This is a genomic window from Cryobacterium roopkundense (assembly GCF_014200405.1).
In the GTDB taxonomy this organism is placed as follows: Bacteria; Actinomycetota; Actinomycetes; order Actinomycetales; family Microbacteriaceae; genus Cryobacterium; species Cryobacterium roopkundense.
Genome location: NZ_JACHBQ010000001.1, coordinates 1,499,918 through 1,520,592 on the forward strand (window position 1 = coordinate 1,499,918; position 20,675 = coordinate 1,520,592).

At 64.1% G+C, this 20,675-nt stretch carries 18 protein-coding genes; 17 read left to right on the forward strand and 1 reads right to left on the reverse strand.

Features of this window, described 5'->3' with window-relative positions; genetic code table 11:
* Nucleotides 1–5: 5 nt before the first annotated feature.
* The 17 genes from BJ997_RS07010 to BJ997_RS07090 all read left to right on the forward strand — a co-directional run bounded on the left by BJ997_RS07010 (nt 6) and on the right by BJ997_RS07090 (nt 20,044).
* Nucleotides 6–1,550 (forward strand): Mur ligase family protein, encoded by a 1,545-nt coding sequence (locus BJ997_RS07010; RefSeq protein ID WP_035834542.1) that lies wholly within the window; start codon nt 6–8, stop codon nt 1,548–1,550.
* On the forward strand, nt 1,551–2,963 hold the full coding sequence (locus BJ997_RS07015; protein ID WP_035834441.1) for a UDP-N-acetylmuramoyl-tripeptide--D-alanyl-D-alanine ligase: 1,413 nt from the start codon (nt 1,551–1,553) through the stop codon (nt 2,961–2,963). It abuts the gene before it with no gap.
* Nucleotides 2,960–4,066, forward strand: coding sequence for a phospho-N-acetylmuramoyl-pentapeptide-transferase (mraY, locus tag BJ997_RS07020; RefSeq protein ID WP_035834439.1), 1,107 nt, complete (start codon nt 2,960–2,962; stop codon nt 4,064–4,066). The genes BJ997_RS07015 and mraY overlap by 4 nt, the downstream gene beginning before the upstream one ends.
* Nucleotides 4,039–5,550 (forward strand): UDP-N-acetylmuramoyl-L-alanine--D-glutamate ligase, encoded by a 1,512-nt coding sequence (gene murD / locus BJ997_RS07025; RefSeq protein WP_052541820.1) that lies wholly within the window; start codon nt 4,039–4,041, stop codon nt 5,548–5,550. Before mraY ends, murD begins: the two co-directional genes overlap by 28 nt.
* Nucleotides 5,551–5,554: 4 nt before the next feature.
* Nucleotides 5,555–6,787 (forward strand): putative lipid II flippase FtsW, encoded by a 1,233-nt coding sequence (ftsW, locus tag BJ997_RS07030; RefSeq protein WP_035834438.1) that lies wholly within the window; start codon nt 5,555–5,557, stop codon nt 6,785–6,787.
* Nucleotides 6,784–7,851 (forward strand): UDP-N-acetylglucosamine--N-acetylmuramyl-(pentapeptide) pyrophosphoryl-undecaprenol N-acetylglucosamine transferase, encoded by a 1,068-nt coding sequence (locus BJ997_RS07035; protein WP_035834436.1) that lies wholly within the window; start codon nt 6,784–6,786, stop codon nt 7,849–7,851. Before ftsW ends, BJ997_RS07035 begins: the two co-directional genes overlap by 4 nt.
* 89 nt (nt 7,852–7,940) lie before the next feature.
* A complete protein-coding gene (gene murC / locus BJ997_RS07040; RefSeq protein ID WP_035834434.1) occupies nt 7,941–9,338 on the forward strand; it encodes a UDP-N-acetylmuramate--L-alanine ligase in 1,398 nt (465 codons plus the stop codon).
* Between the two features lie 178 nt (nt 9,339–9,516).
* Nucleotides 9,517–10,347, forward strand: a complete 831-nt coding sequence (locus tag BJ997_RS07045; RefSeq protein WP_035834433.1) for a cell division protein FtsQ/DivIB — start codon at nt 9,517–9,519, stop codon at nt 10,345–10,347.
* Between the two features lie 149 nt (nt 10,348–10,496).
* Nucleotides 10,497–11,732 carry a cell division protein FtsZ gene (gene ftsZ, locus BJ997_RS07050; RefSeq protein WP_035834431.1) on the forward strand — a complete coding sequence of 412 codons (1,236 nt, stop codon included), beginning with the start codon at nt 10,497–10,499 and terminating at the stop codon, nt 11,730–11,732.
* Nucleotides 11,701–12,435 (forward strand): YggS family pyridoxal phosphate-dependent enzyme, encoded by a 735-nt coding sequence (locus BJ997_RS07055; protein ID WP_035834429.1) that lies wholly within the window; start codon nt 11,701–11,703, stop codon nt 12,433–12,435. Before ftsZ ends, BJ997_RS07055 begins: the two co-directional genes overlap by 32 nt.
* A 35-nt stretch (nt 12,436–12,470) precedes the next feature.
* Complete coding sequence (locus BJ997_RS07060; protein ID WP_035834427.1) at nt 12,471–13,019, forward strand: cell division protein SepF; 549 nt, start codon at nt 12,471–12,473, stop codon at nt 13,017–13,019.
* 8 nt (nt 13,020–13,027) lie between these two features.
* Nucleotides 13,028–13,312, forward strand: a complete 285-nt coding sequence (locus BJ997_RS07065) for a YggT family protein (protein ID WP_035834425.1) — start codon at nt 13,028–13,030, stop codon at nt 13,310–13,312.
* 160 nt (nt 13,313–13,472) lie between these two features.
* Nucleotides 13,473–14,105 carry a DivIVA domain-containing protein gene (locus tag BJ997_RS07070; RefSeq protein ID WP_035834423.1) on the forward strand — a complete coding sequence of 211 codons (633 nt, stop codon included), beginning with the start codon at nt 13,473–13,475 and terminating at the stop codon, nt 14,103–14,105.
* The gene (gene lspA / locus BJ997_RS07075; protein ID WP_420827177.1) at nt 14,068–14,703 is read left to right on the forward strand and encodes a signal peptidase II; all 636 of its coding nucleotides are present in this window, start codon (nt 14,068–14,070) and stop codon (nt 14,701–14,703) included. Before BJ997_RS07070 ends, lspA begins: the two co-directional genes overlap by 38 nt.
* Nucleotides 14,700–15,626 carry an RluA family pseudouridine synthase gene (locus tag BJ997_RS07080; protein ID WP_035834421.1) on the forward strand — a complete coding sequence of 309 codons (927 nt, stop codon included), beginning with the start codon at nt 14,700–14,702 and terminating at the stop codon, nt 15,624–15,626. Before lspA ends, BJ997_RS07080 begins: the two co-directional genes overlap by 4 nt.
* A 135-nt stretch (nt 15,627–15,761) precedes the next feature.
* Nucleotides 15,762–19,229, forward strand: coding sequence for a DNA polymerase III subunit alpha (dnaE, locus tag BJ997_RS07085; RefSeq protein ID WP_052541825.1), 3,468 nt, complete (start codon nt 15,762–15,764; stop codon nt 19,227–19,229).
* 44 nt (nt 19,230–19,273) lie between these two features.
* Entirely contained in the window at nt 19,274–20,044 is a 771-nt protein-coding gene (locus BJ997_RS07090) for a lysophospholipid acyltransferase family protein (RefSeq protein ID WP_035834419.1), read from the forward strand.
* Here the strand turns inward: BJ997_RS07090 and BJ997_RS07095 are convergent.
* Complete coding sequence (locus BJ997_RS07095; RefSeq protein ID WP_035834417.1) at nt 20,041–20,607, reverse strand: flavin reductase family protein; 567 nt, start codon at nt 20,605–20,607, stop codon at nt 20,041–20,043. The genes BJ997_RS07090 and BJ997_RS07095 overlap by 4 nt on opposite strands.
* Between the last annotated feature and the right edge of the window lie 68 nt (nt 20,608–20,675).

Consider the following 20,675-nt stretch of genomic DNA (forward strand, 5'->3'; position numbering starts at 1 on the left):
GCCTCGTGACCAATCTGGCACCCTCGGCTCTTCGTCCCCAGAACCCCGTTCCACGGTCGTTGTCGGGACTCGTCGATGAATTCAACCTCGCATGGAGCGGCGACATCGCCGGCGTGTCCGTGACCGGTGTGAGCCTCAGCTCCCGCACGGTGCAGCCCGGAGACCTGTACGTCGGGGTGCCGGGCCAACACAGCCACGGTGCCTCCTTCGCGCGCGCCGCTGCGGAGGCCGGCGCGGCGGCTGTGCTCACAGACGAAGCTGGAGCCCTGCTTGCCGCGGGCTGCGGTCTGCCGGTCATCGTGACCGAAAACGCCCGTGCCGCCCTGGGAACCGTGGCCGCCTGGATCTACCGCACGAGTGAGAACCCGGCAACCCTCTTCGCCGTGACGGGAACCAACGGCAAGACGAGCGTCGTGTACCTGCTCTTCGGCATCCTCAACCAACTCGGTGTCACATCGGGGCTCACGTCCACTGCGGAGCGGCGCATCGGCGACCTGGCCGTGACCAGTTCCCTGACCACGCCTGAGGCGAGCGAGCTTCACGCCCTTCTGGCACGGATGCGCGAGGCGGACGTGCGCGCGGTCGGTATCGAGGTGTCGGCGCAGGCTCTGAGTCGCCACAGGGTCGACGGTCTCGTCTTCGACGTCGCGGCCTTCACGAATCTCAGCCATGACCACCTCGACGATTACGCGGCAATGGATGACTATTTCCAGGCGAAACTCGAGCTCTTCACCCCCGACCGTTCTCGGCGTGGCATCATCACAGTCGACTCCGACTGGGGTCGCCGGATTGTCGAGGCATCCCGGATCCCCGTGACGACGATTAGCAATCGCCCCGACGTGCCCGCCGATTGGCGGATGACCGTCGTCGGGGAAAACGCCTCGTACACGGAGTTCGTGCTCGAAGGTCCCGACGGTCGGCGGCTGCAAAGCCGTGTTCCCCTGATGGGCTGGTACATGGCGGCAAACGCTGCGCTCGCAATCGTGATGCTCGTGGAATCGGGATTCGATCTTGAGTTGATCGCGCACGCTCTGGAACGCGATGGCGGAATCGACGCCTACATTCCCGGCCGAGCGGAACTGATCTCCGGCCCGCGTGGCCCCCTCGTCTATGTTGACTACGGCCACAGTCCCGACGCTTTCCTGAATACCCTCGCGGCGATCCGAAAGTTCACGCCCGGGCGTCTCATCATGCTCTTCGGGGCAGACGGAGACCGGGATACCACCAAGCGCGCTGATATGGGTGCCATCGCTGCCAGAGGAGCGGATGTAGTGGTCATCACGGATTTCCACCCGCGGTACGAGGACCCCGCGAGCATCCGAGCCACCCTGCTCTCGGCAGCCAGGGAGGCAATGCCCGCCGGGGAATTCTACGAGGTTCCGAATCCCCAGGCAGCATTTCGCAAGGCACTCTCGCTTGCCGGTGAAGGTGACGCCATCCTGTACGCTGGCCCGGGCCACGAAAACTACCATGAGGTTGCCGGTGTGAAAATTCCCTATTCTGCTCGCGACGATTCTCGCCAGGCACTCCGCGACGCGGGGTGGCTGTAAATGATCGCCCTCTCCCTCCGTCAGGTCACCGAGGCTACGGCCGGTGTGCTGCATCTGGCCGCCGGCACCGTCGATGACCGGTCGATGATTTCCGGCACCGTACAAACCGATTCCCGTGAAGTCACGCCCGGATCGATCTTCGTCGCCAAACCCGGCGAGGTCACCGACGGGCACCTGTTCGCCCCGACCGCGGTGGAACGCGGCGCCGAGCTCCTCATCGTGGAACGCCTCCTCGACCTTCCGGTGGCTCAGATCGTGGTCGCCGACGTCGTCGTGGCGTTGGGCGCCCTGGCATCTGACGTTGTCGCCCGCGTGCGCTCCGCAGGACGCTTGAAAGTCGTCGGCGTCACGGGGTCTAACGGCAAGACGACGACGAAGAACCTCCTGCGCGAGATCCTCGAACGGGTCGGTCCGACGGTCGCGCCGCGCGGTTCCTTCAACAATCAGGTCGGCGCGCCGATGACCATGCTCGAGGTCACGCACGAGACCGAATACCTCGTGGTGGAGATGGGCGCCAGCGGGGTGGGTGCCATTGCACGGTTGGTCGACCTGGTGCGCCCGGACATCGGCATCGTTCTGACAGTCGGCCTGGCTCACGCCGGCGAATTCGGCGGCCTCGACGCGACAGTTCTGGCCAAGTCCGAGATGGTGACCGAGCTTCTGCCCACGGATGTCGCGGTTCTCAATGCCGATGACCCTCGTGTCGCGGGAATGAGCGCTGTGACGCACGCCCGTGTCGTGCCGTTCGGAGAATACGGCAACGCCGTTGTGCGCGCCACCGACGTGCGAGCAGGCCGCAGCGGTACGTCCTTCATCCTTCACCTCGCCTCTGGCCAGAGCAGCCCGGTGGTTTTCCGCGTTCTCGGCGAACACCACATCACGAATGCCCTCGCTGCGGCTGCGGCCGCGGAGGTGCTCGGTGTTCCGCTCGACACGATTGTGGCAGCCTTGGAGTCCGTGCGGAAGGCGGAGCGTTGGCGGATGGAGGTACTGGGCGGCCGTGACGGGATCACCGTCATCAACGACGCATACAACGCGAGTCCGGACTCCATGACCGCCGCGCTGAAGACGTTGGCCCAGATCCAGGAGCCGGACACCCGCACCATCGCGGTGCTCGGGGAGATGGCAGAACTCGGGGCTCTGGCGGGGGAGGAACATGACCGCGTTGGGCTTCTCGCTGTACGGCTCAATATTTCCCAGGTCGTGGTGGTCGGCGCGGGTGCCCGCCGAATGCATATCAGCACCATCAACGAGGGATCCTGGGACGGCGAATCTGCCTATGTCGACACGGCGGACGAAGCCTTCGAGCTCGTACGCACGATAGTGCGGCCCGGCGACACCATTCTGGTGAAATCATCGAATTCCGCGGGACTGCGTTTCCTGGGCGACCGGTTGGGAGACCTTTACTCGTGAGAGCACTACTGCTGGCCGGCGCACTGTCGCTCGCCTTCACACTTTTTCTGACACCCCTCTTCATCCGGTTGTTCCATAAACTCGGCTGGGGCCAGTTCATTCGCGACGACGGTCCCAAAAGCCACCATGCCAAGCGCGGCACGGCGACCATGGGTGGCATCATCCTGATCTTCGGCGTGGTGATCAGCTTCTTCACCGCAAAGCTCACCCAGGGCGAGCCGATTACAGCCTCACCGCTCCTCGTGCTCTTCATGATGGTGGGCCTCGGGCTGGTCGGGTTCGTTGACGACTTCCTCAAGACCAGAAATCAACGGAGCCTGGGCTTGGGCGGCTGGTCGAAGATCGCCGGCCAGGTCATCGTGGCGAGTGTCTTCGCCTGGCTGTCCCTGCAGTTTCCGAACAAGAACGGGCTGACGCCCGCGTCCACACATGTGTCGTTCATCCGTGACACGCCGCTGGATTTCATGAGCCTCGGCGCCATCGCCGGGCTGATCCTTTTCATCCTCTGGATCTGCGTGATCGTGGCGGCCACCTCAAACAGCGTCAATGTGACAGACGGCCTTGATGGCCTTGCCACCGGTTCCTCCATCCTGGCGATCGGTTCCTTCATCGTCATTGGTTTCTGGCAGTTCAACCAGTCCTGTTTCAATGGCGGAGCCGACGCGACCGACCTGTACAGGTGTTACGAGATTCGTGACCCCCTCGACCTGGCCGTGGTATCGGCGGCCATAGTCGGAGGGCTCATCGGATTCCTCTGGTGGAACACATCCCCGGCGAAGATCTTCCTCGGCGACACCGGATCCCTCGCCATCGGCGGCGCCCTCGCCGCCCTGGCCATTCTGAGCCGCACGGAGCTTCTGCTCGTCCTCATCGGCGGCCTGTTCGTGATCGAGTCCGGATCCGTGATCGTGCAGCGCGCTTACTTCAAGATCACCCGTGGAAAGCGCATCTTCCTAATGAGCCCCATCCACCACCACTTCGAGCTCAAGGGCTGGGCCGAAGTCACCGTCGTCGTGCGATTCTGGATCATCGGCGGACTGCTGGTTGCGGCCGGAGTCGGAACCTTCTACCTTGAATGGCTCTCCGCGGTGCCGACGCCGTGAGCGACCTCGAGAACCGCCTCGAGCACCTTACGAGCTGGCAGTCCGACTGGTCGGCTCTTCGAGTGGCTGTGCTGGGCCTGGGCGTCACTGGTTTCGCCGCAGCGGATACCCTCGCTGAGCTGGGGGCGGATGTTCTCGTCGTCGCGTCCGCCGCGCCCGACGAGCGAACCCAACTGCTCAATGTGCTCGGGGTCGCGCTCGTGCAGTCCGACCTCACCGACGTTCCCGACGAGCTATCGGCGCACCGTCCCGAACTGCTGATCGTTTCCCCGGGATTCCACCCCGACCACGTGCTGCTGCAGTGGGCTGCGGCGCGGGGCATCGCCGTCTGGGGTGACATCGAACTCGCCTGGCGTCTGAGGGACAAGGTCGGCATTCCCGCCGAGTGGCTGCTCGTCACGGGCACCAACGGCAAGACCACGACGGTTCAGCTGGCGGCCACGATGTTGGCGGCCGCGGGGCATCGCGTCGCGCCGTGCGGCAATATCGGGGTGCCCGTGCTCGACGCCATCCGAGACCCGCGCGGCTGGGACGTTCTGGTTGTCGAGCTCTCCAGCTACCAGTTGCACCACCTGCCGCGCTCGGGACCCGGCGCACTCGCACCGTGGTCGAGCCTCTGCCTCAATGTCGCCGACGACCACCTCGATTGGCACGGCTCTGCAGCCGCCTATCGGGAGGCGAAGTCGACCGTTTATGCGAACACCGGAGTTGCCTGCATCTACAACAAAGCGGATGCCGCGACGCTGCACATGGTCGAAAACGCCGAGGTGCAGGAGGGGGCGCGCGCGATCGGATTCGGTCTCGGAGTTCCCGGTCCCAGTGAGCTGGGCATCGTCGAGGGAATCCTGTGTGATCGCGCGTTCCTCGACGACCGCTTCGACCGTGCGCTCGAGCTGACCACGGTGACCGAGCTCGCCGGAGCCGGCCTCGCCGCGCCCCACGTCATCGCCGACGTGTTGGCCGCCAGCGCCCTCGCCCGTTCGTTCGGGGTGGAGCCTGGCACGATTCGCGACGCGCTACTGACCTTCCACCTCGATGCGCACCGCATCGAGGTGGTCGCCCTTCAGAACAACATTCAGTGGATCGATGATTCCAAGGCCACCAACCCGCACGCAGCGGACGCTTCTCTCGCCGCCTTCGATTCGGTCGTGTGGATTGTGGGCGGACTGCTCAAGGGCGTGGACGTGAACGACCTGGTGCGCAAGCACGCGGCGCGCCTGTCCGGGGCGGTCATTATCGGTGTCGACAGGACTCCGCTGCGGGAAGCATTTGCGCGACACGCGCCGCTGGTGCGCGTTTTTGAGATCGATTCGGATGACACTGAAGATGTGATGCCGAGTGCTGTCAGGATGGCCGCCACCGTCGCGAAGCCGGGCGACGTCGTGTTGCTCGCACCGGCCGCCGCCTCGATGGACCAGTTCGACAATTACGCGGCACGCGGCACGGCATTCAACCAGGCGGTCCACACATTTCTCGGGAGGTAACGCTATGACGAACTCTCCCCGTACCCGGAACCGCCCCACGCCGGGGGCCGCAGCGCACCCTGCGACGCCCCTCACTGGCGCGTCGGCCCGGATCACCCTCGGACGAGTGTTCACGGCAGAGTCCGGCAACTATTTCCTCCTCCTCGGCACGACCCTGTTCCTCGTTGCCTTCGGTCTGGTCATGGTCTTGTCGTCCTCCTCGGTCGATTCGTACCTGGCCGATGCTGGATTCTTCGGCGGACTTCTGCGACAGGGAGGCTTTGCGCTCATAGGTGTGCCGCTCATGCTCGTGGCCAGCCGCATGCCCATCACGTTCTGGAAACGGATGGCCTGGCCCGCGCTGCTCGTCACGTCTTTTCTGCAATGCCTCGTGGTTTTCACCCCGATGGGATACGAGATCGCGGGCAACACGAACTGGCTGTCTATCGGTGGCATTCAATTTCAGCCCTCCGAAGGAATCAAGATGGCCCTCGTCATCTGGCTCGGCATGATTCTGGAGCAGAAGCGAGACCACCTCGACGACTGGCGCCACGTCTTCATCCCCGTCTTTGGCGTGGGCGGCGGTGCCGTGCTGCTCGTCATGATCGGTGGGGACCTCGGAACGGTCATGATCATGGCCGGGATCCTGTTCGGTGCCCTGTTCTTCGCCGGCGTGAAGTTCCGCCTGCTCATCATTCCAGTGGTAGCGGGGATCGGCGGTGCGCTGGTGCTTGCCCTCACGAGCAGCAACCGCCTGACGCGCATCATGAGCTTCGTCAACGAGGGCTGTGACCAGCTCAACGGCGCCATCTCCGCCAGTTGTTGGCAGCCGCTGCACGGCACGTGGGCCCTGGCTAACGGTGGAATCTTTGGTGTCGGTCTTGGCAACTCGAAGGCCAAATGGTCGTGGCTGCCGGCCGCGGACAACGACTACATCTTCGCCATCGTCGGCGAGGAACTGGGGCTGATCGGTGCCGTGGTTGTGCTGGGAATGTTCATTCTGCTCGCCTTCGCTTTTCTGCGCATCATGCGTTCGAGCACATCCGTGATGGCGCGCATCACGACATCCGCTGTCATGGTGTGGATCATCGGGCAGGCCTTCGTCAACATCGGGGTGGTGCTCGGCGTCTTCCCCGTGCTCGGGGTTCCGCTGCCGCTGATCTCCGCGGGAGGCACAGCTCTGCTGACCACGCTCGTGGCGATTGGGATCGTGTTGTCTTTTGCACGGGGACAGCACTCAGGGAGCACTCAACGATGACCACGTATCTTCTGGCTGGCGGCGGAACCGCCGGTCACGTCAATCCGCTGCTCGCGGTGGCCGATGCTCTGCGAGCGCGGGAACCCGAAGCGGTTGTCATCGCGCTCGGCACTGAGGAAGGCCTTGAGGCGCGACTCGTGCCTGCCCGCGGCTATGAACTGGTCTTCGTTCCCCGGGTGCCGTTTCCGCGTCGTCCCAACCGCCAGGCACTGGGCTTTCCGGGTCGCTTCCACCGCGCAGTGGCCGGCGTTGCGGAACTCATCCGCGAACGCCAGGTCGATGTCGTCGTGGGATTTGGCGGATTCGTCTCCACGCCCGCCTATCTTGCAGCGAGGCGCCTGCGCGTGCCGATAGCGATCCATGAAGCGAACGCGAAACCGGGGCTGGCCAACAGGCTCGGTGCCCGCTTCACCGAGCACGTCGGAGTGGCCTTCGCCGATACTCCCATTCGGCACGCTCAATTCGTGGGGATGCCGCTCCGTCCCGAAATTGAAAACCTCGATCGAGCGGCCGTCCGGAGCGAGGCCGAAGCTTTGTTCGGACTGGAGCCCGGACGAAAGACCCTGCTCGTGACCGGGGGGTCGCTTGGTGCTCGGCGGTTGAATTCCACTCTTGTGCAGTCGGGGCCGCTACTAGTCGCCGCGGGATGGCAGGTTCTTCACATCACCGGCGAACGGGGCGAAGTGCAGGATCCGGGCCTGGAGCACTACCGCATGATCGCCTATTGCGATCGAATGGACCTCGCCCTGGCCGTCGCTGATTGCGCCGTTTCTCGGGCAGGGGCCGCGACAGTCAGCGAGTTGTGCGCCCTGGGTATTCCGGCCGTCTACGTACCGTATCCAGTGGGGAACGGGGAGCAGCGGTTCAATGCGGCCGATGCGGTTCGAGCAGGCGGCGCCATCCTCGTAGAGGATGCACTCTTTCTGCCGAACTGGATCGCCGAGGAGCTCGTCCCCCTGTTGGGCGACGGCCTGCGCCTCGGTACCATGGGCAGGGCGGCGGCTTCGGTCGGTGTGCGAGACGGATCAGCACGAATGCTCGAACTCATCGACCGGGCCCGCTAGCTCACATGCCACCCCCAGCGCGTAACGTTGCTGGGGCTGAACCCCACCCGCACCTGTTTCGCCCCAAGCCGAGAAGAGCGTACACAACCGTGATCAAACCCGACCTCACACTGACCATCGGCGACGATCTGGGCGCGGTGCACTTCGTCGGTATCGGTGGCTCCGGGATGAGCGGCATTGCCCGGCTGTTCCTCGGGCAGGGCCACACCGTGACGGGCTCCGATGTTCGGGAGTCGGACAACGTTCTCGCGCTTCGGGCACTGGGTGCACACATCCAGATCGGGCACGACGCGGCGAATGTGGGCGACGCGGACACTCTCGTCGTCACGGGCGCACTGTGGCAGGACAACCCAGAGTACGTGCTGGCCACCGAGCGTGGCATCCCCGTCCTCCACCGTGCGCAGGCTCTGGCCTGGCTGATTCAGCACCAGCGACTCGTCGCCGTTGCCGGTGCTCACGGCAAAACCACGTCGACGGGCATGATCGTTACGGGCCTGCTCGGGCTGGGACACGACCCGAGCTTCGTCAACGGGGGAGTGATCGAATCGCTCGGAGTGAGCTCGGCCGGCGGAACCGAGGATCTTTTCGTTGTCGAAGCCGACGAATCCGATGGGTCATTTCTGCTCTACAACACGAACATCGCACTCGTTACCAACGTGGACCCCGATCACCTCGATCACTACGGGTCGTTGGAAGCCTTTGAAGCCGCGTTCGTGGAGTTCTCTTGCAACTCCACGGAACTCGTAGTCATTTCGTCAGACGACCCAGGTGCTGTTCGTGTGACGGAGAGCCTCACGGATCAGCGGGTGATCACCTTCGGCGAGGGTGCCGACGCGGACGTGCGGGTGCACTCGATGGCCACCGACGGACCGGTATCGTTCGCGGTCAGCTGGCAGGGGAAGGACTATTCGACCACACTGCGTATTCCAGGCAGGCATAACGCCATCAACGCCGCCGGCGCATTCGCCGTTCTGGTGGGTCTCGGACTCGAGCCGGCCGCGTCGCTCGCCGCCATCTCGCAATTCGGTGGCACGGAACGCCGCTTCGAGCTGCACGGGACCGTGGGGGGCGTCAGCGTCTACGACGACTATGCGCATCACCCGACGGAGGTCGCTGCCGCGCTCTCCGCCGCGCGCACTGTCGTGGGGAACGGTCGAATCATCGCCGTGCATCAGCCTCACCTGTACAGCCGGACCAAGCTCTTCGCCCAGGAATTTGCAGAAACGCTCGAAAGCCACGCCGAGCAGACCATCGTGCTCGATGTGTACGGCGCGCGTGAAGACCCGGAACCCGGAGTGACGGGCGCTCTCGTGGCGGACCGTTTCGTCGACCCCTCGCGGGTGGCCTTCATCCCTGACTGGCAGGACGCCGCGGATTACCTCGCCTCGATTGCCCAGGCTGGAGACTTCGTCGTGACGCTTGGCTGCGGCGACGTGTACCGCATCGTTCCCCAGCTTCTCGAAGCGCTCCGCGTGGCGCGCGAATGAGCCGCCTCCTCGCATGAGACGACCAGGGTCTTTCGATCGTCCGTCCCCTCCGGCCAAACCCGACGGAGGGAAGAAACGCTCCGCCGGAACCTCCACCGCACCGACGTCCGGGCCACGTCCGGCCCCTGCGGATGCTCACACCGAGCCGATACCGGTACACCGGGGAGGCTCCGAGTCGATGCCGCTCGCACCGGTGTCTGGAATTCGCGCCCGCGAGTCGGCGAAGGCGTCAGGCCAGCCGGCCACTGCCGTGGCTCACGCCGTGCTGCGTGCCGCCCGGCGGGCACGCAAGCGATTTGAAAGAGCCGAGGTGCGTCGTTTCACCTGGCGTTCGCGCCGACGGCGCACCGCGTGGCTGGTGACGGTCGGATCAATCCTGTTGGTACTTTCCGGTGTCATCGGTGCGGCGTACTCGCCGCTGATGGCGCTCCGCACGATTGACGTCGTGGGAACCGACCGCGTTTCGTCCGGGCAGGTCGTGGACGCGCTCAGCGACCAAATCGGCACGCCACTGCCGCTCATCGACTTTGCCAGAGTCAAGTCCGAGCTGTCCGGGTTCATGCTGATCCAAAGTTTCGTCACGGAGAGCAGGCCGCCCGGCACGCTCGTTGTGCGCATTGTGGAACGCGAACCGATCGGGGTCATCGCGTCGGATTCCGGGTTCGACCTCGTCGATGCCGCCGGCGTCGTGATCGACACCACCGAAGAGCGTCCGGAGGGCTACCCGCAGATCGAAGCGCCCGATGGTGTGGGCAGTGCCGGTTTCCTCGCCGCTGGGGAGGTCATTCACGCGTTGCCAGCGAGCATCCGTTCCGCGCTGGATTCAGTTCAGGCGGCAACCAAGGACGATGTGACCCTTAATCTCACCGGGGGAGTACGAGTGGCCTGGGGCAGCGCGGAACAGTCGGAATTCAAGGCTGTCGTTTTGGCTGCCCTCATGGTGGGCCACCCCGTCGGGAGTGTCAACGAATACGATGTAACGTCGCCCAACAGCGCCGTGCTGCGGTGACACCGGAAAAAATCTCAGCACACTTCGCGACACGCGGGCGCGCCTCCCCAGAGGGCGCTCGGTCACGCATAACTTCGAAATCAGCAATTGCATACTCAGCATAACTTTAAACTTCCAGTAAAGGTTTAGGGTTCCACCGGAGGCCGGACGTGTCAAACAACCAGAATTATCTAGCGGTCATCAAGGTCGTCGGCATCGGCGGTGGCGGCGTGAACGCCGTCAACCGCATGATCGAACTCGGTCTCCGCGGAGTCGAGTTCATCGCGATCAATACCGATGCCCAGGCGCTTCTGATGAGTGACGCCGACGTGAAACTCGACGTCGGTCGCGATCTCACGCGCGGCCTTGGCGCCGGCGCTGACCCCGAGGTCGGGCGTCGCGCGGCCGAGGATCACGCCGAGGAGATCGAAGAAGCCCTCGCCGGGGCCGACATGGTCTTCGTCACGGCCGGAGAGGGCGGCGGAACCGGAACCGGTGGCGCCCCCGTCGTCGCCCGCATCGCCAAGTCCATCGGCGCTCTCACGATCGGTGTGGTCACGAAGCCTTTCGGATTCGAGGGCAAGCGCCGTCAGGCGCAGGCCGAGACCGGTGTCGCCTCGCTCAAGAACGAGGTCGACACTCTCATCGTCGTGCCCAACGACCGCCTGCTGGAAATCAGCGACCGCGGTATCAGCATGCTCGAGGCGTTCGCAACCGCAGACCAGGTGCTCCTGGCCGGCGTGCAGGGCATCACCGACCTCATCACCACCCCCGGACTGATCAACCTTGACTTCGCTGACGTCAAGTCAGTCATGCAGGGTGCCGGTTCCGCGCTCATGGGCATCGGTTCTGCCCGTGGTGCAGACCGGGCCATCAAGGCGGCAGAGCTTGCCGTCGCGTCACCGCTGCTGGAGGCGAGTATCGACGGCGCCCACGGCGTGCTACTGTCCATCCAGGGCGGATCCAACCTGGGAATCTTCGAGATCAACGATGCTGCCCGCCTCGTCCAGGAAGCCGTGCACCCGGAAGCCAACATCATCTTCGGTGCCGTCATCGACGACACTCTGGGTGACGAGGTTCGGGTTACGGTCATTGCCGCCGGATTCGATGGTGGTGAACCCGGAGCGAAGGCCGTTGAGGTGCGCCGGGCTGACCTCGTCGCCGCCGGCGTTGCGGCCGGGGTCGGGACCGCGGGTGCTACTGGCGCCGGTGCTTCTGGCGCCGGTGCCTCGTCCACCGACTCCGGCGCCTACAACTCGGGTTCTTTCTCCGAGGGTGACGTGGCCGCAGTATCGTCCAGTTCAGTCTGGTCGGGAGCAGACTCCGCCACCGGTGGGACGGCTGCGGTCGACCCGGCCTTTGAAGAAGAGTCCGATGACCTGGACATCCCCGATTTCCTCAAGTGACCGGGGAGAGGCGGGAGTGACGGGGCTGGCCGAACGCCTCGAATCAGTCCGCGTCGGTATCGGCGACGCCGCGAGGTTGGCCGCGCGGCCAATCGAGGACATTACAACGATCGTGGTGACGAAGTTCCATCCCGTCAGCCTGATCGAGGAATTGTTCACCCTCGGGGTGCGGGATGTCGGTGAGAACCGGCATCAGGAAGCTCAGGCCAAAGCGGTGGAACTCGCCCGCCTCGGCCTCACCTGGCATTTTGTCGGTCAGATCCAGAGCAAGAAGGCCCGGCAGGTGCGGACCTACGCGAGCGTTATCCATTCCGTGGATCGTCCGGCGCTCGTGGCGGCCCTCGCGTCCGACGACGCGGCAGTGGACTGTTTTATCCAGGTGAACCTCACAGACGATCCAGCGCGAGGGGGCGTCGCCCCGGGGGAGCTGCTGCCGCTCGTTGACACGGTGCAGTCCGCACCGGGGCTGCGCCTGCTCGGTCTCATGGCCGTGGCGCCACTCAACGCTGGGGAGCCGACCTCCGAGCCGCGCAGGGCCTTCGCCCGTGTGCGTGAGTTGAGCGTCGGCATGCGAAAGCTCGCCCCGGAGGCGACCGCATTGTCCATGGGGATGAGCCAGGACTACGTGGCAGCCGTCCTCGAAGGAGCGACACACCTAAGAATTGGCACGGCAATCACCGGCAAACGCCCGGAACACAGTTAATCTCGACAGAGACGCAAACCAACACGGAGGTCGACATGTCCAACCCGCTCAAGAAAACCATGGTCTATCTGGGTCTGGCAGACGAAGAGCTTGAGTACGAGGCGCCCGCCGCGGCTCCCGTCGCTGCTGTCCCCGCCGCGGCCGGGAAAAGTGCCGGCCATGCCGCCGCAGACCGCGCCGGCCACTCCTCCTCAGCGCATGGTAATTCCGGGCAGGGTGGCGCGCAGAGCAACGCCGGCCGCGCTCCCGTTACTCCCTTGCGCAAAACGTCGACCCCCCAGAATGTGGCTGCGTCCGAAATGAATGAAATTCTCACCGTCCACCCGCGCCAGTATCGCGACGCGCAGGTCATCGCCGAGTCCTTCCGCGAAGGCATCCCCGTCATCATCAACCTTTCCCAGATGAGCGACGCCGATGCGCGACGCCTGATCGACTTTGCGAGCGGACTGTCACAGGGCCTGTACGGAAAGATTGAACGGGTAACCGCGAAGGTGTTTCTGCTCTCGCCGTCACACGTTGTTGTGTCCGGGGACAATGCCACTGAGGATTCCGCCGAAGAGGCGTCCTTCTTCGCGCAGGCCTAGTACCTCGCGTGGCCCTTCTCGGAAACCTTCTGTACTTTGTTTTCCTCCTGTATTTCTTTGTGCTGTGGGGCCGATTCATCGTCGATCTCGTTCGCGGCGTCAACCGTTCGTGGCGGCCGCAGGGCTTCACGCTCGTGCTCGTGGAGCTTGTTTACACGCTGACGGACCCGCCCGTGCGGTTCTTTCGCCGCCTCGTCCCCGCTCTGCGTGTGGGACCGATCGCCTTTGATTTCGGTTTCACGCTCACCATGCTCTGCTGCATCGTGGGAATGTCCCTCGCGCAACTGCTCTAACGTCCAGATCGCATCGCGGCACACACCGGTCCGGGAACCCAAGCATGTATCCTTGATCGGTGTCACACACGCTCTGGCGTGGTGTCATGTCAGCTTGCTAGCGTGGGCTGCACACAAACCAACTGTTCGCATAAGTATCAAGTTCTAAGGGTGGAAAGCCATGGCGCTAACTCCGGAAGATGTAGTCAATAAGAGGTTCCAGTCGACAAAGTTCCGCGAGGGATATGACCAAGACGAGGTAGACGACTTCCTCGACGAGGTTGTTGTTGAGCTGCGCCGTCTCACGCAGGAAAATGAGGAGCTTCGCGCCCGCATTACCGAGGGTGGCGGCGTCATCGCCGAAGCCGTCAGTGCGCCCGCGGCCGTCGCCGAGCCGGAGCCCGTCGTCGTTCCCGAGCCGGCCAAGGTCGCTCCGGTGGTCGCCGTTGTTCCCGAGCCCATCGACGAGACGGCCGGAACCACGAATCTCCTGCAGCTGGCCCGCCGCCTGCACGAGGAGCACGTCAAGGAAGGCGCCGAGAAGCGCGACGCCCTCATCGCCGAAGGCCACGCCACAGCGGCTCGCGTCGTTGCAGAGGCCGAAGCCAAGCAGCGCGCCCAGATGAAGGTCCTCGACCAGGAGCGCTCGGTCCTTGAGACTAAGATCGAGGGTCTTCGCACCTTCGAGCGCGAGTACCGTCTCAAGCTCAAGAGCTACATCGAAGGCCAGCTTCACGACCTCGACGCCACGTCGTCCGTCGGTGCCGGCGTGAACAGTGACTCGAAGTCCAGTTTCCAGGGCTTTGGCGCCTAAAGCTCCATCGAAGCAGGGGTCTCGAGCGCTCGTTCTTCTCGCGCTGGTTGCGGTCGGAATATACGCGCTCGATCAGATCAGTAAATTCTTCGTGGTCGCTAACATGGCCGAGGGCGAAGTCGTCCGGGTTCTGGGCGGGGTGCTGCACTGGCACTTCGTTCGGAACCCGGGCGCGGCTTTTTCCCTGGCCAGCGGTTCCACGTGGATTTTCTCCATCATCGCCGCTGCAGTGGTGGTCTTCATAGTCTGGTTTGCTCGTCGCATCCGCTCGCGGACCTGGGGCCTGGTCTTCGGCCTGCTGCTCGGCGGCGTGCTGGGCAATCTCACCGATCGTCTGTTGCGTGAACCGAGCTTCGGCGAGGGACACGTGGTTGACTTCATCTCCACCCCGTGGATGATCCCGGCCATCTACAACGTGGCCGACATGGCCATCGTGATCAGCATGGTGATCTTCATGATCCTCACCATCCGGGGCATCGGCCTGGACGGCCAGCGTGTGGTCGAAACACCCAAGTCCACTGCACCCCAGTCCGACGCTTCACAGGCCGACGCTTCACAGCCTCACGAGGCCAAGCCCGAAACCGGTAATACCCCATGACTTCCCAGTCTCGTTCCCTGCCCCTCCCCGATGGACTCGAGGGGGTGCGGGTGGACGCCGGCCTCGCCAAGCTGTTCGGTTTTTCACGGAGTTTCGCCGCGGAGATCTGCGAGGCGGACGGGGTGCTTCTGGACGGATCGGTCGCGGGTAAGTCGGACCGTTTGCACGCCGGCAGCTGGATCGAAGTGACCTGGCAGACCAAGGACCCGGTTCGAATCGTCCCCATCGCCGTGCCGGACCTCACCATCGTGCACGACGATGAAAGCATCGTTGTGATCAACAAACCCGCGGGAGTGGCGGCGCACCCCAGCGTCGGCTGGACGGGTCCCACGGTGCCTGGGGCCCTCGCCGCGGCCGGCTACCGCATTGCGACCTCCGGCGCAGCAGAGCGCGCGGGCATCGTTCACCGTCTGGATGTCGGCACGAGCGGGCTGATGGTCGTGGCCAAATCCGAAACGGCCTACACGGCCCTCAAGCGGGCCTTCCACGACCGCGAAGTCGAGAAGATCTACCACAGCGTCGTACAGGGCCATCCGGACCCCCTCGCCGGCACAATCGAGGCACCCATCGGTCGTCATCCGAGTTCCGCTTGGAAATTTGCGGTGATGTCAGACGGCAAGCACGCCGTCACCCATTACGAAACGCTCGAGGCCTTCCCGTCTGCCTCGCTCCTCGAGATTCACTTGGAGACCGGACGCACGCACCAGATTCGGGTGCACATGGCGGCTCAACGGCATCCGTGCGTCGGAGACGCGATGTACGGCGCCGACCCCAGCATCACGACCCGCCTCGGGCTCACGCGTCAGTGGCTGCACGCGAAGCAGCTCGCCTTCACTCATCCCGATTCGCACGAATGGGTCACCTTCAACGCCCCCTATGCCCCCGACCTCGCGCACGGCCTGTCCGTGTTGCGCGGTGACTGACACCGGCACGGTCCGGCCGCAACCAGCACGATTCAACCCGGCAGTGATTCAACCAACAGAGTGAGCACAGTGAGCACTACTTCTTCGACCTCGACGGATTCGTTCGTACACCTCCACGTGCACAGCGAGTATTCGATGCTCGACGGTGCCGCGCGAGTCAAACCGCTCATTGCTGCCGCTGTCGAACAGAAAATGCCGGCGGTGGCCATCACTGACCACGGCAACGTCTTCGGGGCCTTCGATTTCTGGCGCACGGCGACGGATGCCGGCATCAAGCCGATCATCGGCACCGAGGCGTATATCACTCCGGGCACCGACCGTCGTGACAAGACGCGTGTGCGGTGGGGAACCGGTGCGCAGAACCGTGACGACGTCGGAGGAAGCGGCTCTTACACGCACATGACGCTGCTGTCGGAGACCACCGAAGGCATGCACAACCTCTTTCGCCTCTCGTCGAAGGCCTCGCTCGAGGGCTACTACTTCAAACCCCGCATGGACCGAGAATTGCTCAGCCAGTTTTCAACCGGCCTGATCGGCACCACAGGGTGTGTTGGTGGCGAGGTGCAGACACGCCTTCGACTCGGCCAGTACGAGGAGGCCAAGAAGGCCGCCGGTGATTTCCAGGACATCTTCGGCAAGGAGAATTTCTTCTGCGAGATCATGGACCACGGCATCGACATCGAGCGCCGCACCATGACAGACCTGCTCAAGCTCGCGAAGGAGCTTGACCTGCCGCTCCTGGCCACGAACGACCTGCACTACACGCACGCCCACGACGCTACGGCCCACGCCGCCCTGTTGTGCGTGCAGTCGGCCTCGACGCTCGACGATCCCAACCGGTTCAAGTTCGATTCCAATGAGTTCTATCTCAAGACAGCCGCGCAGATGCGGCATATGTTCCGGGACCACCCGGAGTCGTGCGACAACACCCTGCTCATAGCCGAGCGCTGCCAGGTGGAGTTCAACACCAAGGCCAACTACATGCCCCGCTTCCCCTGCCCGGACGGGGAGAACGAGGAAAGCTGGTTCGTCAAGGAGAACGAGATCGGGTTGGCCACGCGCTACCCGAATGGCATTCCCGCCGACGTTCGCAAGCGCGCGGATTACGAAATCGGCATCATCATCCAAATGGGGTTCCCGGGGTATTTCCTGGTGGTCGCCGACTTCATCATGTGGTCCAAGCAGCAGGGCATTCGAGTGGGACCCGGTCGCGGGTCGGGTGCCGGCTCCATGGTGGCCTACGCGATGGGGATCACCGACCTCGACCCGCTGGTGCACGGTCTGATCTTCGAACGGTTCCTGAATCCCGACCGCGTCTCCATGCCCGACTTCGACGTGGACTTCGACGAGCGCCGCCGCGGCGAGGTCATCAAGTACGTGACCGAGAAATACGGCGAGGAGCGCGTCGCCCAGATCGTGACGTACGGCACGATCAAGGCCAAGCAGGCTCTGAAGGACGCAAGTCGGGTTCTGGGCTTCCCCTTCGGTATGGGGGACAAGCTCACCAAGGCCATGCCGCCGGCAATCATGGGTAAGGACGTGCCGCTCACCGGCATGTTCGACAAGGACCACCCCCGGTATCGGGAGGCCGCCGACTTCCGTGCGGTCATCGAATCCGACCCGGAAGCCCGGACGGTTTTCGACACGGCTCTCGGGCTGGAGAACCTCAAACGCCAGTGGGGCGTGCACGCGGCCGGTGTCATCATGTCGTCCGACCCGCTCATCGACATCATCCCCATCATGAAGCGGGAAGCGGATGGCCAGGTCGTCACGCAGTTCGACTATCCAGCCTCCGAGGCCCTCGGCCTGATCAAAATGGACTTCCTGGGGCTGCGGAACCTCACCATCATCGACGACACGCTCGACAACATCGAGGTGAACCGTGGCCACCGGCCGGTTCTTGAAGACCTCGGCCTCGAAGACCCTGCCGCCTACGAACTGCTCGCGCGCGGTGACACTCTCGGGGTCTTCCAGCTCGACGGCGGGCCGATGCGTTCGCTGCTGAGGCTCATGAAACCCGACAACTTCGAAGACATCTCCGCCGTCATCGCCCTATACCGACCCGGTCCCATGGGCGCCAACTCGCACACGAACTACGCGCTCCGCAAGACTGGGCAGCAGGAGATCATTCCGATCCACAAGGAGCTTGAGGAGGCGCTCTCCGACGTGATCGGAAACACCTACGGCCTGATCGTCTACCAGGAACAGGTGATGTCGATCGCCCAGAAGCTCGCTGGTTTCTCCCTCGGTGAGGCCGACCTGCTGCGGCGCGCGATGGGCAAGAAGAAGAAATCCGAACTCGACAAGCAGTTCGAGGGTTTCTCGGGCGGCATGAAGGCGAACGGCTATTCCATGGACGCCGTCACCACGGTGTGGAACATCCTGCTTCCCTTCTCCGACTACGCCTTCAACAAGGCGCACTCGGCCGCCTACGGCGTGCTGTCGTACTGGACCGCGTACCTGAAGGCGAAGTACCCGGCGGAGTATATGGCGGCCCTGCTCACAAGCGTGGGTGATTCGCGGGACAAGCTCGCCCTGTACCTCAACGAGTGCCGCCGCATGGGCATCAAGGTGCTCGCGCCCGATGTCAACGAATCCATTGGCTTCTTCGCTGCGGTGGGCACCGACATCCGCTTCGGACTCGGTGCCGTTCGCAACGTGGGCTTCAACGTCGTTGACGCGATCCGCGCGACTCGGGAGGCCAAAGGCCGCTTCGAGTCGTTCCACGATTTTCTCCGCAAGGTGCCGCTTCAGGTGGCCAACAAGCGCACTGTGGAGTCCCTGGTCAAGGCGGGGGCCTTCGACTCGCTCGGTGCCACCCGACGGGGAATGGTCGAAATCCACGAGTCCGCGGTGGAATCCGCGGTCAAGATCAAACGCGAAGAAGTGCACGGAAACATCGGCTTCGACTTTGACAGTCTCTTCGATGAGCCGCAGGACACCGACCAGGTCCCGGAGCGCCCGGAGTGGAGCAAGAAGGAAAAACTCGCCTTCGAACGCGACATGCTCGGACTCTACGTCTCAGACCACCCGCTCGCGGGACTGGAGATTCCCCTCGCCAAGCACGCGAGCACGTCCATCGCCGATCTCATCGCCTCAGAGACCACGGAGGACGGAGACACGGTGACAGTCGCCGGTTTGATCACGAGCGTGCAGCACCGCACCGCGAAGAAGTCCGGCAATCAGTACGGCATGATCCAGGTCGAGGATTTCGGCGGAGAGATCACCGCCATGTTCATGGGCAAGGCCTATGTGGAGTTCGCCCCCGAGCTGATCAACGACTCGGTCGTGGTCGTGCGTGGCCGGGTCAGCATGCGCGATGACGGCATGAACCTGCACGCCTTCAGCGTCTTCCAGCCCGAGTTGGGTCAGGCCTCAGACCAGAGTACGGTCTCGATCACGGTCACCGAGGCGCGCGCGACCACCGACACGGTGCAACTGCTGGGTGAGATCCTGACCCGTCACGCCGGTGATGCCGAGGTGCGCCTCAAGCTCGTGAAGGGTGACACCGCCCGGGTCTTCGAGCTGCCCCACCGGGTCACCGTGAGCGCCGACCTGTTTGGGGAACTCAAGAGCATCCTCGGCCCGAACTGCCTGACCTAGGTCGCTTCAGGGTTCTCTCCAGTCTGCGCCGGTATTCTGGCGTCATGACAACGTTCGAGCCGATCTACGGCATCGCGATCGCCGTGGGGCGAACCCTCTTCGGTGCGTTACGGCTGAAGCCGAGCGTCGAGGGTGTCGACAACCTGCCTGCCACCGGTGGGGCCGTGCTGGCGATCACGCACTTCGGTTACCTCGACTTCGCCCTTGTCGAATGGCGCATGTGGCACCACAATCGGCGGCACATTCGCTTCCTGGCCAAGAAGGGAGCTTCTCGCCAGCCGCTCATCGGTGCGCTCTTGCGCGGCATGCGACACATTTCGGTGGACATGACCAGTGGCGCCGCCGCCTACGCGGAGGCAGTTCACGCCCTCCGTGCCGGCGAGATCCTCGGGGTGTTTCCGGAGGGCGGTGTGAATGCCTCTTTCACCGTGCGGGAGCTCAAGACGGGCACGGTTCGAATGGCCGCAGAAGCCGGCGTTCCGATCATTCCCATCGCAGTCTGGGGCGGGCATCGGCTGCTCACGAAGAACCGCAAGCCGTCGCTGCGTGACGCTGTCGGCGTTCCAGTGCGTTTCGCCGTCGGCGCGCCCTTCACAGTGTCGGTCACCGACGATGCCTCCGCGGACACTGGCCGGCTGCATGACTCGCTCCAGCACCTCGTGGACGGCCTGCAGGCGGACTATCCGGTCGAGGGGAACGGGCAGTGGTGGCAGCCGGCACATCTCGGAGGCACCGCTCCCACCCCGGCGCAGGCCGCCAGAGTCGAGGCAGAGCGGCAGCGCCGCCGGCAGGCGGAACGCGCGGCAGAGGGCTAGTCAGCGGCCCGCAGCGTGGCCCCGGGAACTCGATAGGCACGCTCATGGTACAGCAGCGCATCATCGTCTTCGCCGATGCCTCCGCCCTCGATCTGAACCACGACGACAGCATTGTTGTGCACCGCGATTCGCTCCACGATCCGCCCTACCATCCACGACGTGACGTCGTTGAGCACGGGCAGCCCGTGTGGGCCGACATGCCAGTGATCGCCGATGAAGCGCTCGGCGTGCGGGCCGGCGAGCTTCTCCGCGACGGCTCGGTTGCGAGCCCCGAGCATATGGATGATGACCCGGTCACTGTGCACAATGGCCGGCCACGTGCTCGCCGAGCGCGCCATGTTGAAGGTGGCGAGCGGGGGGACCGCCGACAACGAGGCCAGACTTGTGGCCGTGAAGCCCACCGGGGAGCCGTCCTCGGCGAGCGTTGAAATGGCAGCCACACCGGCGGCGTGACGCCGGAAGGCGTGTTTGAAGGCCGCGAGGTCGAGCGGGGCGTTCGGGTCGGCCTCGAGGGGGGGAGGTGTGGACGGGACGGAATTCCGGGATGCAGTGGTGTCATTCATACCTAACCAACAATCTGTTCGTGCCCCACACTATTCCTGGTTGCAAATCCGGACGGATATGCTGGAGT

What these genes read in the sequence shown, in the direction of transcription:
- BJ997_RS07090 (WP_035834419.1), top strand. Translation starts at nt 19,274, where the DNA reads ATGACAACGTTCGAGCCGATCTACGGCATCGCGATCGCCGTGGGGCGA.
- BJ997_RS07070 (WP_035834423.1), top strand. Translation starts at nt 13,473, where the DNA reads ATGGCGCTAACTCCGGAAGATGTAGTCAATAAGAGGTTCCAGTCGACA.
- BJ997_RS07055 (WP_035834429.1), top strand. Translation starts at nt 11,701, where the DNA reads ATGACCTGGACATCCCCGATTTCCTCAAGTGACCGGGGAGAGGCGGGA.
- ftsW (WP_035834438.1), top strand. Translation starts at nt 5,555, where the DNA reads ATGACGAACTCTCCCCGTACCCGGAACCGCCCCACGCCGGGGGCCGCA.
- dnaE (WP_052541825.1), top strand. Translation starts at nt 15,762, where the DNA reads ATGCTCGACGGTGCCGCGCGAGTCAAACCGCTCATTGCTGCCGCTGTC.
- BJ997_RS07080 (WP_035834421.1), top strand. Translation starts at nt 14,700, where the DNA reads ATGACTTCCCAGTCTCGTTCCCTGCCCCTCCCCGATGGACTCGAGGGG.
- BJ997_RS07095 (WP_035834417.1), bottom strand. Translation starts at nt 20,607, where the DNA reads ATGAATGACACCACTGCATCCCGGAATTCCGTCCCGTCCACACCTCCC.
- BJ997_RS07035 (WP_035834436.1), top strand. Translation starts at nt 6,784, where the DNA reads ATGACCACGTATCTTCTGGCTGGCGGCGGAACCGCCGGTCACGTCAAT.
- BJ997_RS07045 (WP_035834433.1), top strand. Translation starts at nt 9,517, where the DNA reads ATGCCGCTCGCACCGGTGTCTGGAATTCGCGCCCGCGAGTCGGCGAAG.
- BJ997_RS07060 (WP_035834427.1), top strand. Translation starts at nt 12,471, where the DNA reads ATGTCCAACCCGCTCAAGAAAACCATGGTCTATCTGGGTCTGGCAGAC.
- murD (WP_052541820.1), top strand. Translation starts at nt 4,039, where the DNA reads ATGGCTCTCCGCGGTGCCGACGCCGTGAGCGACCTCGAGAACCGCCTC.
- BJ997_RS07015 (WP_035834441.1), top strand. Translation starts at nt 1,551, where the DNA reads ATGATCGCCCTCTCCCTCCGTCAGGTCACCGAGGCTACGGCCGGTGTG.